This window comes from Rhodothalassium salexigens DSM 2132 (genome assembly GCF_004341375.1).
Classification (GTDB): domain Bacteria; phylum Pseudomonadota; class Alphaproteobacteria; order Sphingomonadales; family Rhodothalassiaceae; genus Rhodothalassium; species Rhodothalassium salexigens.
Window position 1 is genome coordinate 148,898 of sequence record NZ_SLXO01000004.1, and the last position, 14,313, is coordinate 163,210.

13 protein-coding genes are annotated in these 14,313 nt (G+C 68.6%); 6 read left to right on the forward strand and 7 right to left on the reverse strand.

Annotated features, from left to right (window positions below; genetic code table 11):
* Positions 1-73: 73 nt before the first annotated feature.
* Entirely contained in the window at positions 74-2,413 is a 2,340-nt protein-coding gene (gene uvrB, locus EV659_RS07185; protein WP_132708192.1) for an excinuclease ABC subunit UvrB, read from the forward strand.
* A gap of 135 nt (positions 2,414-2,548) precedes the next feature.
* Here uvrB and EV659_RS07190 read toward each other — a convergent pair whose 3' ends face one another.
* Both EV659_RS07190 and EV659_RS07195 read right to left on the reverse strand, forming a co-directional pair.
* Positions 2,549-3,046 (reverse strand): hypothetical protein, encoded by a 498-nt coding sequence (locus EV659_RS07190; RefSeq protein WP_132708193.1) that lies wholly within the window; start codon positions 3,044-3,046, stop codon positions 2,549-2,551.
* Positions 3,047-3,236: 190 nt separating this feature from the next.
* Complete coding sequence (locus EV659_RS07195; RefSeq protein WP_132708194.1) at positions 3,237-3,446, reverse strand: cold-shock protein; 210 nt, start codon at positions 3,444-3,446, stop codon at positions 3,237-3,239.
* Between the two features lie 275 nt (positions 3,447-3,721).
* Between EV659_RS07195 and EV659_RS07200 the strand changes: the two genes are divergently transcribed.
* From EV659_RS07200 to EV659_RS14840, 3 genes are all read left to right on the forward strand, one after another.
* Positions 3,722-4,285 carry a PH domain-containing protein gene (locus tag EV659_RS07200; RefSeq protein ID WP_132708195.1) on the forward strand — a complete coding sequence of 188 codons (564 nt, stop codon included), beginning with the start codon at positions 3,722-3,724 and terminating at the stop codon, positions 4,283-4,285.
* 215 nt (positions 4,286-4,500) lie between these two features.
* Positions 4,501-6,087, forward strand: coding sequence for a PH domain-containing protein (locus EV659_RS07205; protein WP_243641588.1), 1,587 nt, complete (start codon positions 4,501-4,503; stop codon positions 6,085-6,087).
* 173 nt (positions 6,088-6,260) lie between these two features.
* Positions 6,261-6,584, forward strand: a complete 324-nt coding sequence (locus EV659_RS14840) for a hypothetical protein (RefSeq protein WP_184409789.1) — start codon at positions 6,261-6,263, stop codon at positions 6,582-6,584.
* A gap of 345 nt (positions 6,585-6,929) precedes the next feature.
* Here the strand turns inward: EV659_RS14840 and EV659_RS07215 are convergent, their stop codons facing one another.
* A complete protein-coding gene (locus tag EV659_RS07215; RefSeq protein ID WP_132708197.1) occupies positions 6,930-7,274 on the reverse strand; it encodes a PilZ domain-containing protein in 345 nt (114 codons plus the stop codon).
* A gap of 354 nt (positions 7,275-7,628) precedes the next feature.
* Between EV659_RS07215 and EV659_RS07220 the strand changes: the two genes are divergently transcribed.
* Complete coding sequence (locus EV659_RS07220; RefSeq protein ID WP_132708198.1) at positions 7,629-9,419, forward strand: AMP-dependent synthetase/ligase; 1,791 nt, start codon at positions 7,629-7,631, stop codon at positions 9,417-9,419.
* 76 nt (positions 9,420-9,495) lie between these two features.
* On the opposite strand, the gene EV659_RS07225 is transcribed toward EV659_RS07220, so the two are convergent.
* Positions 9,496-9,993, reverse strand: a complete 498-nt coding sequence (locus tag EV659_RS07225; protein ID WP_132708199.1) for a PaaI family thioesterase — start codon at positions 9,991-9,993, stop codon at positions 9,496-9,498.
* A gap of 113 nt (positions 9,994-10,106) precedes the next feature.
* Here EV659_RS07225 and EV659_RS07230 point away from each other — a divergent pair, with 113 nt between their 5' ends.
* Positions 10,107-10,538, forward strand: a complete 432-nt coding sequence (locus EV659_RS07230) for a secondary thiamine-phosphate synthase enzyme YjbQ (RefSeq protein ID WP_132708200.1) — start codon at positions 10,107-10,109, stop codon at positions 10,536-10,538.
* A gap of 15 nt (positions 10,539-10,553) precedes the next feature.
* On the opposite strand, the gene EV659_RS07235 is transcribed toward EV659_RS07230, so the two are convergent.
* The 3 genes from EV659_RS07235 to typA all read right to left on the reverse strand — a co-directional run bounded on the left by EV659_RS07235 (position 10,554) and on the right by typA (position 14,198).
* Positions 10,554-11,531 (reverse strand): DUF481 domain-containing protein, encoded by a 978-nt coding sequence (locus tag EV659_RS07235; RefSeq protein ID WP_132708201.1) that lies wholly within the window; start codon positions 11,529-11,531, stop codon positions 10,554-10,556.
* 131 nt (positions 11,532-11,662) lie between these two features.
* Positions 11,663-12,271 (reverse strand): YceI family protein, encoded by a 609-nt coding sequence (locus EV659_RS07240; RefSeq protein ID WP_165878773.1) that lies wholly within the window; start codon positions 12,269-12,271, stop codon positions 11,663-11,665.
* Between the two features lie 85 nt (positions 12,272-12,356).
* The gene (gene typA, locus EV659_RS07245; protein ID WP_132708203.1) at positions 12,357-14,198 is read right to left on the reverse strand and encodes a translational GTPase TypA; all 1,842 of its coding nucleotides are present in this window, start codon (positions 14,196-14,198) and stop codon (positions 12,357-12,359) included.
* Between the last annotated feature and the right edge of the window lie 115 nt (positions 14,199-14,313).

Genomic DNA, 14,313 nt, shown 5'->3' on the forward strand with positions numbered 1-14,313 from the left:
GTGCCGCCAACACTGACGTGGGTACGACAGCGGGCAAGGGGCTCGCAAGCGTCTTGATGGATGTGGCGGGGGCATGGGCGGCCGGTCGCGGATCGGGGCGCCCCTGGACAAGCGGGCGCCGGCGCCCCACCTTGTTCCCGTCCCGTTCACCTGCCAAAACCGGAAAGCCGCCGCGCCCATGTCGACCCCCGCCGCGCCCGATGCCCCCGCGCCCGATCCCGCCGGTCAAGTCGCCGGCGGGCTGCAGCCCTGGATGCCGCACCGGCCGGTGCGGCCGGAAAAGACCGAGGGCGGGGTGCCGCTGCGCATCGAGTCGGAGTACGAACCGCGCGGCGACCAGCCCCAGGCGATCAAGGAGTTGGTGGCGGCGGCCGAGGCCGGCGAGATGGACCAGGTGTTGTTGGGCGTCACCGGTTCGGGCAAGACCTTCACCATGGCCAAGGTGATCGAGGCGACCCAGCGCCCGGCGCTGATCCTGGCGCCGAACAAGATCCTCGCCGCCCAGCTGTACGGTGAGTTCAAGCAGTTCTTTCCCAATAACGCGGTCGAATACTTCGTCAGCTATTACGATTATTATCAGCCCGAAGCCTATGTGCCGCGCACCGACACCTATATCGAGAAGGAAGCCAATATCAATGAACAGATCGACCGGATGCGCCACGCCGCCACCCGGTCGCTGTTGGAGCGCGACGACGTGATCATCGTCGCGTCGGTGTCGTGCATCTACGGTATCGGCGCGGTCGAGACCTATTCGGAAATGGCGGTGACGCTGGCGGTCGGCGACGAGATCGAGGACGGCGCCCTGCGCCGCAAGCTCACCGAATTGCAGTACAAGCGCAACGACAACGCCTTCCAGCGCGGCACCTTCCGCAAGCGCGGCGATACCGTGGAGATCTTCCCCAGCCACCTGGAAGACCGCGCCTGGCGGCTGTCCATGTTCGGCGACGAGATCGAGGCGATCCACGAGTTCGACCCGCTGACGGGCGAGAAGATCGCCACCCGCGACAAGGTCAAGCTTTACGCCAATTCCCACTATGTGACACCCAAGCCGACGCTCGACCAGGCCGCCAAGCAGATCCGCCAGGAGCTTCAGGCGCGGCTCGAAGAATTCGAGGCCCAGGGCAAGCTGCTGGAAGCCCAGCGGCTCGAACAGCGGACCAATTTCGACATCGAGATGATGATGGCCACCGGCTCGTGCGCCGGCATCGAGAATTATTCGCGCTATCTGACCGGCCGGCGCCCGGGCGATCCGCCGCCGACCTTGTTCGAGTATCTGCCCGACAACGCGCTGTTGTTCGTCGACGAAAGCCATGTGACCATCCCGCAGGTGGGCGGCATGGAACGCGGCGACTATCGGCGCAAGGCGACGCTGGCCGAGCACGGGTTCCGGCTGCCCAGCTGTATCGACAACCGGCCGCTCAAATTCGCCGAATTCGACGCCATGCGCCCGCAGTCGGTCTATGTGTCGGCGACCCCGGGGCCGTGGGAGTTGGAGCAGACCGGCGGCGCGTTCACCGAACAGGTGATCCGGCCCACCGGCTTGGTCGACCCGCCCTACGAGATCCGCCCGGTGGAGACCCAGGTGGACGACCTGATGCACGAGGTGCGCCGCGAGGCCCAGGCCGGTCGGCGCACCCTGTGCACCACGCTGACCAAGCGCATGGCCGAGGACCTGACCGAGTATCTGCACGAAAACGGCATCCGGGTGCGCTACATGCACTCGGACATCGACGCCATCGAGCGCATCGAGATCATCCGCGACCTGCGCCTGGGCGTGTTCGACGCGCTGGTCGGCATCAACCTGCTGCGCGAGGGGCTCGACATCCCCGAATGCGGCCTGGTCGCCGTGCTCGACGCCGACAAGGAGGGCTTCCTGCGCTCCGAGACGTCGCTGATCCAGACCATCGGCCGGGCGGCGCGCAATGTGGACGGTCGGGTGCTGCTCTATGCCGACAAGCGCACCGGCTCGATGGAGCGCGCGCTCGCCGAGACCGACCGCCGGCGCGACAAGCAACTGGCCTATAACGCCCTGCACGGCATCACGCCCGAGACCATCAAGAAGAAGATCGGCGACATCCTGGAGAGCCGGGAAGAGGCCGACTATGTGACCGTCGAGGCGGGCGAGGAGGCCGGCGCGCTCATCGGCCACAATCTCAAGGCGCACATGGCAGAGCTCGAAGGCCGGATGAAGGAGGCGGCGGCCAATCTGGAATTCGAGGAGGCGGCGCGCCTGCGTGACGAACTGCGCCGGCTGGAGGAACAGGATCTGGGCGCCGGCACGCTCGAAGCGGCGACGGCGCGGCCCGACAAGGCCAAGCGCAAGGCGCGCGGCGGGCGCAGCGACGGCCGGCCCAAGGGCCGCTCCAGCGCCGGCCGCCCGGGCACCCGCGCGGTCCGCGGCAAGGTGCAATAGGCGCCGGCACCCGCCCGCCGACCGCCGTGTGTTTCGCGCCGCCCCCGTCGGTTCCGTCAGGCCCCGCGCAAGCGCCGCCCCCTGGCCGCCGTTCGCCGTGCGCGGCACCGGGCGTTTGTTTGCGCTGTGGTGCGGCTATGGGCGGTGGTGGTCGCGTTCGTGGTCGCGCAGGGCGCCGCGTTCGGCCTCATAGTCGTAATGGTCGTAAAGCCAGTTGGCGACCGCCTCGATATCGGCTTCGGTGAGCGTCGGGTCGATCTCCTGGATCGGCGGCATCAGCCCGAAGCGGCGGATCGCGCGCGGCATGGCCAGCGCCCGGTCGGCGGTCGGCGCCAGGGTGAAGCCGGTCACATGGTCGACGAACGCCTGCCGGTCATTGCCCAGCTTGCGGCGGATCAGCGTCGACATCAGGTTCATGGGCGGGGCGGCCATGGTGCGGCGCGCGTGCATGTCGTCGGGCGCCATGCGCTCGGCGTGGCAGGCGGTGCAGATCTGGCGAAACGTGGTCTCAGGCGCACGCACCGGACCGCCCTGGTCGGTCATCCTGGCGTCCGCCAGCCCGTCCTGGCCCGCCATCGCCGCCATGATCATCGCCGCCAGCCCGAGTCCCGTTGTCATGATACGTGGTTTCATCGCCTGCACTCCTTGTCATACCCGCGACCGGCATAGTCGCCCGCGCCGGTGTCGGCAAGGCATGCAGCGGCCGCCCGGTGATATCCGCCCGCGCGCAAACACAAAAAACCCGTGAGAGCGTCGCTCTCACGGGCCTTTGGTCAACGTCGGCCGTCACCGCCCGAGGGCGGGACGCGCCTCGGCGCCGGTGTCAGTCCACCAGCACGAGGTTTTCGGCCGATTGCTTGCCGTTGCGGCCGGCCTGCAGTTCGTACTGCACGCGTTGGCCTTCTTCCAGCGTGGTCAAGCCGGCGCGTTCCACGGCGGAGATATGCACGAAAGCATCCTTCGCACCGCCTTCGGGCTGGATGAAGCCATAGCCCTTGTCCCGATTAAACCACTTCACGGTTCCAGTCGTCATCTTGGTCGTTCCTCATAGGTCGTTGCCACGCCATCGCTTGGCGCGGCAGGGGTAACAGGTCTCAAAGTCGCCGGAAGTCGCGTGTAGCTCGATCGGGTAGACCGCAGCCGGCATACGCCGGGGTCGTTTGAAACTGCATCCCTCAAAATAGACAGATTTCAGGGAAACGCAAGCTTTTCCGTGTTCGGTCCGGCGCCCACGGCTCGCTTGACGCGGTGCGCCGGTGCCGACCAAACTCACCGGCGTCTTTCTCGTCTTGGGGGTGCCGGCGCGTCATGATACAGCCAGTGTTCGAAAACCCGGTGTTGGACGCGGGTGCCCTGCCGCGCCTGAGCGATGTGGCGTTCACCGCCATTTCGCCGCGCCATGCGGCTGCGGTGCGGGCCGGTCAGGCGCTGGTGTCGGTGCCGTTGATTGCGGTTCTGGCGGTGCTGGCATGGGCGGTGCCGCAGCCTTTCTGGTCCCTGGTCGCCGGGGTCTTGGCCGGGGCGACGGCCCTGGAATGGGCGGCGGCCGGTTTGCTGGCGGGACCGGCCAGTCGGGCCAAGGGCTATGCAGTGCGCGCCCATGACCTGGTCTGGCGCACCGGGTTGCTCTGGCGTCGGCGGGTCGCCGTGCCGTTCGGCCGTATCCAGCATGTGGAGACCCAGCGCGGTCCGGTGGAGCGCTGGTTCGGGCTCGCATCCGTGCGGGTCTATACAGCCGGCGCGGAGGCTGCCGACGTGGCCCTGGTCGGGCTGGACGCGGCCATCGCCGAGCGCCTGCACCAGTTGTTGCTGGCTCAGGCCGGGGGGCAGCCCGGCGGGCTGTCCGGCGAGCTGTCCGGCGAGCCGCGATGACACCGCCCCCCGCGCCGCCATCCAGGCCACCTGCGCCGCCGTGTCCCGATTCGCCCCCCGATCGGCCCCCTGATCCCAGGCCCGAGAGGGCTTCGGTCGCGTCGGAAAGGCGGGATCGACGGTCGGGCGATCCGGCGCTTGAAACGCCCATCGACACGCCCGCTGAAGCACTGGACGAAGCGGCGCCGGCCGGACCGGACTGGCAGCGCTTGCATGTGGCCGCTTTGGTGCATTTCACCGTCCAGGGCTTCTGGTCGCTGGTCAAGACTCAGGCCCAGGGGCTGCTTGCCGGCGGAGCCGCAGTGGGGCTGACCGCGGGGTCGTTGAGCAAGTTTTTGTTGCTGCTGGGCGCCGGGCTGGGGGCGGTGCTGGTCGGCGTGACGATCTGGGCGGTGCTGGCCTATCGGCGGTTTCGGTTTCGCTTGGGCGTGGCCCGATTCGACCTGTTTCGCGGCGTGGTCAATCGCGAACGGTTGAGCCTCGATCTGGAGCGGGTGCAAACGGTCAATCTGGACCAGCCTTTGTTCTTCCGCCCTTTCGGCCTGTTCAGCGTCAGTCTGGAAACCGCCGGGTCGTCGGGGCGCGAGGTTCGTCTACCGGGCGTCTCGCGGGCTTTCGCCGACCGGCTGCGCAATAGGGTGCGGGCGGCCGGCGGTGGCGGGGACGTGAGCCGCGCCGCTGTCGGGGCTGCCGGAGCGGCCGGCGCGGCCGGCGCGGCGGCGCCCATTGCGGACACCGGGCCGGACGCCGAAGCGACGGCGGACCGGGATGCGACCACGCTGCTGTGGCGTGCCCGGCCGGGTCACCTGGTGCGCCACGGTCTGGTCGGCGGCGGCGGCTGGTGGTTGCTGCCCGGCTTGGGCGTGGCGATGGGCTGGGCCGGTGAGCGCGGCGTACGCTTGGTGCTTGACGCGGCCGACGACAATGCCGGGTTTCGCCGGCTGCTGGAATGGCTGGTCGACCAGGGGGTCTGGCTGGCCGGGACTATCGCGGTGGTCGCGTCGCTGGCGGCGGTGTTGGTGCTGGTGGTCGTGGCGTCGGTGGCGGCGGCGCTGGTCACCTTGCACGGCTATCGGCTGGTGCGCCTTGGCGACGGGTTCCAGCGCCGCTGCGGGTTGATCGAGAGCCGCGAGCGCCTGGTGCGCGACGCCAAGGTCCAGTTCGTCCGTCTGCGTCAGGGGCCTTTGGCTCGGATCATGGGGCTGCGGGTGGCCGAGATCGTCCAGGCCGGCGGGGCGACGGCTCACTTCGGGTCGAGCGGCGCCGGCCCATTGTTGATCCCGGCCTTGCCGGCGGCCGAATTGACCGCGATTCTCTGCCGTCTCGACCCGGCGTTGGCCGAGCTTGGCGAGCGCTGGGGACGCACACCGCGGGTCCGCAGCGATCCGGTGTATGTGCTGCACATGACCCTGTTGTGGGGCGCGATCCCCGCGGCGGTCGGCGGCGGCGTCGCGTGGGTGGCGGGCGCCTCGCTCTGGGCGCTGCTGTCTCTGGCATGGCCGGTCGTGGTGGCAGGCGCGGCGGCGCTGGTCCGGGCGCGCGCCGGCCTGGTGGTCACCGGCGAGCACGGGGCCGTGGACAGTGGCCTGATCGGTCGGCGGCGGACGCTGTTCGCCCTGCACAAGGTGCAGTCGGTGGTCATCAAGCAGAGCTTGTTGCAGCGCCGGCGCAAACTCGCCGACTTGGTGGTTCATCTGGCCGGCCGAACCCTGACGGTCCCGTTCGTGCCGCTCGATGCCGCCGAGGATGCCGCCGCCTGGATGCTCTATCGGGCCGAAACCGACCCGCGCCCTTGGTTGTGACGGCCGTCGCCGGTCATGAGCGGCCAGGCGTGCCCATGGGTGGGCGACTGAGGCCGGGGGGTGGGCGGCGCGGTTCGGAGGCCCCGTGACCCGGGGTCGCGTCGGGCGACCGGGTTTTCGCTTGACCGACCGGGCGGACGTCCCGATCCTTTAGGTTTTGAGGGAGGGGTTTGATGCTACGTTTTCTGTTGCACCACTGCCTGGTCGGTATCGCGGTCGGCTGGACCTTCATGGGCGCGCTGCTCGCCTTCGACATCGGCGCCCTGCGTACGCTCATCTGGCAATCCGACGTCACCGTGCTGGCCTTGGGCCTGCTCGCCTTCTTTTTGGCGATCACCTTCGGGAGCCTGGCCATGGGCACCGCGGTGATGAGCCAGGACGGCGCGGGTCGCACGCCGCCGGGTCGCCGCCGCGGGCTGTCGCTTGGCCTGGCGTTCCGCCCGGCCCTCGTGCCGGTGCCTGTTCCGGTGCGCGCGCGCCAACGCCCCCGTCGCTGACCGTCTGGGCCGCGGCCCGTCGAGGGGCGTGGACCCGTGGGGCTGTTGCGGTCCCGGCCGTCGGGAGCCGGTGCATGTGTGCCGATTCGCGGGTCTTGGGCGGCCGGCTCCGCTGCGCGGGCGTGTCGGCGGTGTTGACGCGCCGGCCAAGAGCTGGGGTGTGGCGGTTGGTCGGCTCGGCTCTCGCGGGTTCGTTGCGCCCCGTTGGCGCCGTCCCCACGGCCTGGTCCCGTCGGTCTGGAGCGACGCAGGTCGTGGCCACCGGGCGTGTGACGGGCGGTTGGTGCGCGCCGGCCGCGCGGTTCGGGGGCCGATGTCTGTCCAGGCTGGCAATGGCGATGCGGATTAGGTGAGCGGGTCGCGGTCCGACTGGGTCGGGTGCTGGGACGGATATTCGCCGCTTGCCTCAGCGAACTTCTTTAGCAGCAAGTCGGGGCCCGCGACCATCTGAAGACCCACGTCGATGCCGCGGATCCAAGCCACCCGCGCGGCGAATTCGCCCAACTCGGTGATCTTCAACAGGCCCTCGGTGCCGGTGGTCAACGCGGGTGCCGCGTCGAAGTGAATCCGTGCGCCGGCGGTTGACACGTCCACCAGCCGCCCCTGGAACGTCTGGTCGCCGACCACCAGTGTCGCCCGCCAGACCACGTCGAGCCGATCGTCTTCGCGTCGTTCGGAGCCGTCGCTCATGGTCCCGTCTTACCCCCTGCGCGGCGGGATCAGGACCGCCACGTCGAATCCCCTGTCCGGTCCGGCCGCTTGGCGTTTGCCGCGCCGCGCTGTGTGCCCCGGTCGGTGCCTGGGCGCGTCGCCGAGCCTGTGCAATGTATCAAGGAATTCCGCTCAGACAAGCGCCCCGCGGCCCCCGCCCCGCCGGCCGTCCCGGCCCCCCAGCCAGCGCGCCGGCCGGGCGAGAAACATTGACCGCTTCGGGGCGCTGCGGCTTGATGGGCGAGCGGCCGGCGGCTATGTGGCGTGCGGCGGCGCGGGCGGCATTCGGGACAACCGGGGCCGCCCAGACCATGCCTTGGGGGAGAGACGACCATGCTTGCCGATACCAGCCAGAATCTGGTGGCGATGTTTCTGGATCAGGCGGCCAAACGGACCAACCAACCGTTTTTATGGGCCAAGACCGGCAAGGCCTACCAGTCGCGCAGTTGGGGCGAGACCGCCGAGGCGGTCAGCCGGTTGGCGCGGGCGTTGCGCGCGCGCGGCATCCGCGCCGGCGACCGGGTGGTGCTGGTTTCGGAAAACCGGCCCGAATGGCTGATCGCCGACCTGGCGATCATGGCCGCCGGCGGCGTCACCGTGCCCACCTACACCACCAACACCCATCGCGATCACCAGCACATTCTGGAAAACAGCCAGGCGCGCGCCGCCATCGTGTCGACCGCGCGGCTGTCGCAGACGCTGTTACCCGCCGCCCACCAGTCCGACGCGCTGGAATTCGTCATCACCATGGAGCCGCCCAAGGTGGCGCAGTCGATCAACGCCGACATGCTCGACTGGCACACCGTGCTCGACGAGCAGACCCCGGACGTGGCCGCCGAGCGCGAGATCGCCAGCACCATCGCGCGCTCGGACACCGCGTGCATCATCTACACCTCGGGCACTGGCGGCGCGCCCAAGGGGGTGATGCTGCATCACGGTGCGGTGTTGCACAATTGCGGGGCCGCCGCCGACGTGATCCGGTCGATCGGCCTCGACAACCATGTGTTCCTGTCGTTCCTGCCGCTCAGCCACGCCTATGAGCATTCGGCCGGCCAGTTTCTGCCGATCGCCATCGGCGCGCAGATCTATTACGCCCAGGGCATCGACAAACTGGCCAGCAACATGATCGAGGCCAAGCCGACCATCATGGTGGTGGTGCCGCGGCTGTTCGAGATGCTGCGCATGCGCGTCACCCGGGCCATGCAGCAGAAGGGCGGTGTGCAGGCGGCGATGTTCGAACGCGCCCTCGACCTCGGCACCAAGACGCTGGCCGGCAAGCCGCTCAGCCGCGCCGAGCGGATGCAGGACCGACTGCTCGAAGGTCTGGTGCGGCGCAAGGTGCGCGACCGCTTCGGCGGCCGGTTGAAGGCGCTGGTGTCGGGCGGCGCGCCGCTCAACGCCGAGGTTGGGCAGTTCTTCATGGCGTTCGGCCTGCCCTTGTTGCAGGGCTATGGCCAGACCGAGGCGGCGCCGGTGATCTCGGTCAACCGGCCGGGCTATGCCAAGACCCACACGGTCGGGCCGCCGCTCAAGGATGTGCGCGTGCGTATCGCCGAGGACGGCGAGATTCTGGTGCGCGGCGAACTGGTCATGCAGGGCTATTGGCGCAACGACCGGGAGACGCGCCGTGCGGTGGTCGACGGCTGGCTGCACACCGGCGACATCGGCCATATCGACGCCGACGGCCATCTGGTCATCACCGACCGCAAGAAGGACATCATCGTCAACGACAAGGGCGACAATGTCTCGCCCCAGCGCATCGAGGGCATGCTGGCGCTGGAACCCGAGATCGGCCAGGCGATGATCTATGGCGACCGCAAGCCGCATCTGGTGGCGCTGATCGTACCGGACGCGGAATGGCTGAGCCAATGGGCGCACCAGCACGGCAAGCCGGGCAATCTGGCCGCGCTTGGCGACGACGCCGATCTGCGCGCCGCCCTCGACGCCGCGGTCAGCCGGGTCAACAAGCGGCTCAACAATCTGGAAAAGGTGCGCCGCTTCGTGGTCGCCCGGGCGCCGTTTGAGATCGAGAATGAGGAGCTGACGCCGACCATGAAGATTCGCCGCCACGTGATCCGGCGCAACTATGAGCCGGAGTTGGAGGCGCTATACGGCGGCCATTGACCCGGTGGCCGCCATCGCTGTTTGGGGCCAGTGTCCAGGGGTGCCAAGGGGGCCAAGGGGCGGCGCGTCGCTCGCCTCAGTCGGGACGGCGCAGGATCTTCCAGATGCCCTGGGCGTTGAGCAGCACGGTGTCGTCGCGGCGCAGCGTGCCTTCGACGAACACCACCGAGCGGGTCATGCGCACGATGCGCGCGCGGCCGATGATGAAGTCGCCCTCGCGCCCGGCGGTGACGAAATCGGTGTTCAGGCTCAGCGTCACCAGGGCGCTGCCGGCGGGCAGTTGGTAATAGACATGGCGGCCGAGGGTGTTGTCGATCAGGGTCATCAGCAGGCCGCCATGGACGATGCCGCCGCTGTTGAGGTGGCGGCGTTCGGCATAGAGCGCCAATTGCCGGCTGCCGTCGTCGAGCGTCTTGTGGAACATCGGCCCGATCATGTCGGTGAACGGGCCCGCGTCGGCGACCGGCTCGAAGCCATGTTCGGCCGCCTTGGCGGCGGCTTGTGGGCTGATCGGGGCGCTTGGGGTGGCGTCTTGCGGGGTCGGATCGGCGGGCGTCGGGCGGTCATCGGACATGGGCGGGCGGGCTCCTGTTCGGGGACAAGATGCCAGCTAGCCGCGATTGTTCCGGCGACGCAAGCCCTTCGCCCCCGATGCCCTGAGCCCCCGAAAGCGAGGAGAGGCAGCCCATGCACACCAATAGTCACACCGAATTGACCGTCGCCACCCCCGGGCCGGGGCTGGTGGAGATCACCAGCGCGGTGGCCAGGGCGGTCACGGCCACCGGGCTCGATACCGGGCTGGCGCATCTGTTTATCCGCCACACCTCGGCGTCGCTGGTGATCCAGGAGAACGCCGACCCGGACGTGGTCGCCGACCTTGAGACCTTCTTTCGCCGCCTGGTCGCCCGCGATCCCGGGCTATACCGGCACACGGTGGAAGGGCCCGACGACATGCCGGCCCATATCCGCGCCGCGCTGACCCAGACGGCGCTGGCCGTGCCGGTGGCCGGCGGCCGGCTGGCGCTCGGCACTTGGCAGGGGATCTATCTGTGGGAGCATCGCGACGCGCCCCAGCGGCGCACGGTGGTGTGCACCTGCCTGGGCGCGCCGGCGGCTTGAGCGGTCACAACACGGTCAGAACTTGTAGCCCAGGCTGAAGCGCGACAGGGTGTCGATGCGCGACGTGTCCTCGGGCACCTGCGAATCCCAGCGCACATTGAACGACACCGCCGCCGACAAGCGGTCGGTCAGGTCCGATGTCAGGGCGATTTCGTTCTCGGCGGTCGTGGTGGTCGGGCCGGTGAACAGCGAACTGTCGTTGGACAGGGTCACCCGGCCGTTCAGCGCCCAGTCGAAATTGGAGCCGAGCCGGAACACGAATTCGGTGTTGGTCTCGTTGAACTCGGACCCCGCCGCGTCGGTTTCGGCCAGATTGGTGAACCGGATACCCGGACCGCCCTGGAGCGACCAGCCGAGCTTCTCGCGGTTGTAGATCGTCCACCCCACCGACGGCGCTTCGGTGATCCGCCACAAGAAGCTGCCGAAGCGGTCATAGTCCACGCGGGTCAGGCTGGACAGGAAGTAATTGTCCCATCCGCGGTAGAATAGTTCATAGGCGCTCGCCAGCCGTTGCTGGTTGGTGACGCTGTTGTTGCGCGAATAGTCCGTGTTGACCGAGACGCTGTGGTCCCAGGTATCGGCAATCACCTGGGACATTTCGAAGACCAGGCTCAGGGCTTGTTCGTTCACATCCCCGGTGCTGGCGCTGCCCCCCACTTTGACCTCGCCTTCCCATGCTTTCCATTTAAAGAACCCCTCTTGCGGTTCGGGCTCGGGCGCGGGCGGCGGCGGGGCGATCGCTTCGGTCACCGGCGCTTCGGCCACGGGCGGCACCGGCTGGGGCGTTGCCGTCGGCGGTGGCGCGGCCAGCGCCGGCACGCGGGCGCTCAGCGTGTCCACACGCTCCTGGGGTACCAGGGTCACCAGGGTCCGGCGCAGCGTGGCGGCAAGCCCGGGGTCGGCGGCCAACAACAGCCGCACCGCCTCGCGCAGGGCCGAGGGGTCGTCGCCCGCTGCGGCAGCCCGCAGCAAGGCTTCGGCGGCGGGGCGCAAACCGGGTGCCTCCTGGGCGTGACCGACCGGCGAGGCGACAAACACAGCGGCGGAAATCGCCGCCGCGGACATGCAGGGCTTGAAAAACGCCAAACGACCCTCGTGAAGTGACCGGGCACCAGGGCCCTAAGTCAGCCCTCGCGCGTGAAAACCAGGTTGAACGAAACGGGCACTGCGCCGGTGATCGACGGCAAGCCGGCCAGTTGGCGTAGCTTGTCGACCCCGTCGGTGAGCCCGAACGCTTCGGTATTAATGAAAACGATCTGGCGTGGGAAGACGCCGACACGATTTTGATCGAGCCGCACAACGGTCACGGCAGTCTGAATGTCGCTGGCCATGCCGTGCAACGACAGGGTGCCGGTCAGGTCGGCCTCGGCCATGGCGCCCACGGCCAGGTCGCGATAGGCGGCCAGGTCGAGCGTGCCGGTCAGCCGCGCCTTGGAAAACTCGGCCACCTCGAACAGAAACTCGCGCATCCGCTGGTTGCGGATATCGATGCCGGTCTCGACGCTGGCCAGGTCGATGGTCAAGGCGAACGCGCCGTCGTCGCCGACGGTGGCGTCGAAGCTTTCGAACCGGTGCGATTCGCCCACCGTGTCGGCCTTGACCGACCCGAAGCTCAAGCTGCTGGCGTCGGGTGCCAGCGTCCAGTCGGCGGCCCAGCCGGCCGGACCGGCGCCGAGCAGCAGGCCGGCCGCGACCACAAGCGAACGGCTGTGACGGATCAGGTCCAGAGACATGGGGGATGCTCCTTTCAAGGTTGAACGGTCATCCCCAATGTCGATACCGGCCCGGTCGAACGCAAGCCCCGACGCGCCCGGGCGATTACAACACGTCCGCTTCGGCCTTGCGCGATTCCTTCTTGCGCTCATGGGCCTTCAAGAACCGCTTGCGCAGCCGGATGCTCTTGGGCGTCACCTCCAGCAACTCGTCGTCGTCGATATAGGCCAGCGCGTCTTCCAGGCTGAGCACCCGGGGCGGCGTCAACTGGACGTTCTCGTCCTTGCCGGCGGCGCGGATGTTGGTCAGCTTCTTCGACTTGATCGGGTTGACTTCCAGGTCGTTGGGCCGGCTGTGCTCGCCGATGATCATGCCCTCATAGACCTCCGATCCGGGCTCGACCATGATCACGCCGCGGTCTTCCAGGTTCCACAGCGCATAGGCCACCGCCTTGCCGTTCTCCATCGAGATCAGCACGCCGTTGCGCCGGCCGGGGATCGGGCCCTTGTAGGGCGTGTAGCCGGAATAGCGGCGGTGCATGATGCCGGTGCCGCGGGTGTCGGTGAGAAACTCGGAATGGTAGCCGATCAGGCCGCGCGACGGCGCGCTGAACACCAGCCGCACCTTGCCGCCGCCCGACGGTTTGACCTCGACCAGCTCGGCCTTGCGCTGCGACAGCTTCTCGACCACCGTACCCTGGTGTTCCTCGTCCACGTCCACCTGCACGTCTTCGATGGGCTCGCGGATTTCACCGGTCTCGGGGTCTTTTTTGTTGACCGTGCGCGGGCGCGACACCGACAGCTCGAAGCCTTCCCGACGCAGGGTTTCGATCAGCACCGCCAGTTGCAATTCGCCCCGGCCGGCCACCTGATAGGCGTCGCGCTCGGGCGTCTCGGCCACATGGATCGCCACGTCGGTCTCGGCCTGGCGGAACAGCCGGTCGCGCAGCAGGCGGCCGGTCAGCTTGTCGCCCTCGCGCCCGGCGAGCGGCGAATCGTTGACCCGGAAGGTCATCGACAGGGTCGGCGGGTCGATGGGCAGCGCTTCGAGCGGCTGCTCCACCTCGGGCGCGCACAGCGTGTCGGATACCGTGGCGGTCTCCAGCCCGGCCAGCGCGATGATATCGCCCGCACCGGCCTCGTTCACCGGCACGCGGGCCAGACCCTCATAGTGGAACAGCTTGGTGATCCGCGCTTCGCCCGCCTTGACGCCATTGAGGCTGAGGATCTTGATCGTCTCGCCCATGCGCACCCGGCCCGATTCGATGCGGCCGGTGAGGATGCGGCCCAGAAACTGGTCGCGCTCCTGCAGGGTCGGCAGCATGGTGAACGGCTCGTCAAGCTTGTTCTCGCGCTGCGGCCGGGGGGCGGGCACATGTTCGACGATCTTGTCGAAAAGCGGTGCGAGCGAGCCGTCGCCGGCGTCCGGGGCGTCGGCCATCCAGCCCTCGCGGCCCGAGCCGTAGAGCACGGGGAAGTCCAATTGGTCTTCATCGGCTTCGAGCGCGGCGAACAGGTCGAACACCTGGTCGAGGGCGGCGTCGGGGTCGGCGTCGGGCTTGTCCACCTTGTTGATGCAGACGATCGGGCGCAGGCCGATGGCCAGGGCCTTCTGGGTCACGAACTTGGTCTGCGGCATCGGCCCTTCGGCGGCGTCGACCAGCAGCAGCACGCCGTCGACCATGGACAGGATGCGCTCCACCTCGCCGCCGAAATCGGCGTGGCCGGGGGTGTCGACGATGTTGAGCCGGGTCTCGCCCCACATCACCGAGGTGCACTTGGCCAGGATGGTGATACCGCGTTCGCGTTCCTGGTCCTCGCGGTCCATGGCCCGTTCGTCGACGCGCTGGTTGGCGCGGAAGGTGCCCGACTGGCGGAACAACTGGTCGACCAGCGTGGTCTTGCCGTGGTCGACGTGGGCGATGATGGCTATGTTGCGCAGCGCCATGGCGCGAAATCCTCTCGGTCAGTACTGGGAGCGCGGGGTCGAACCGCCGCCCCGAATCGCGCGCGACGGTATGGGACCGGCTCGCACGGCGCAACTGTCCTTGTGACGCCGCGAC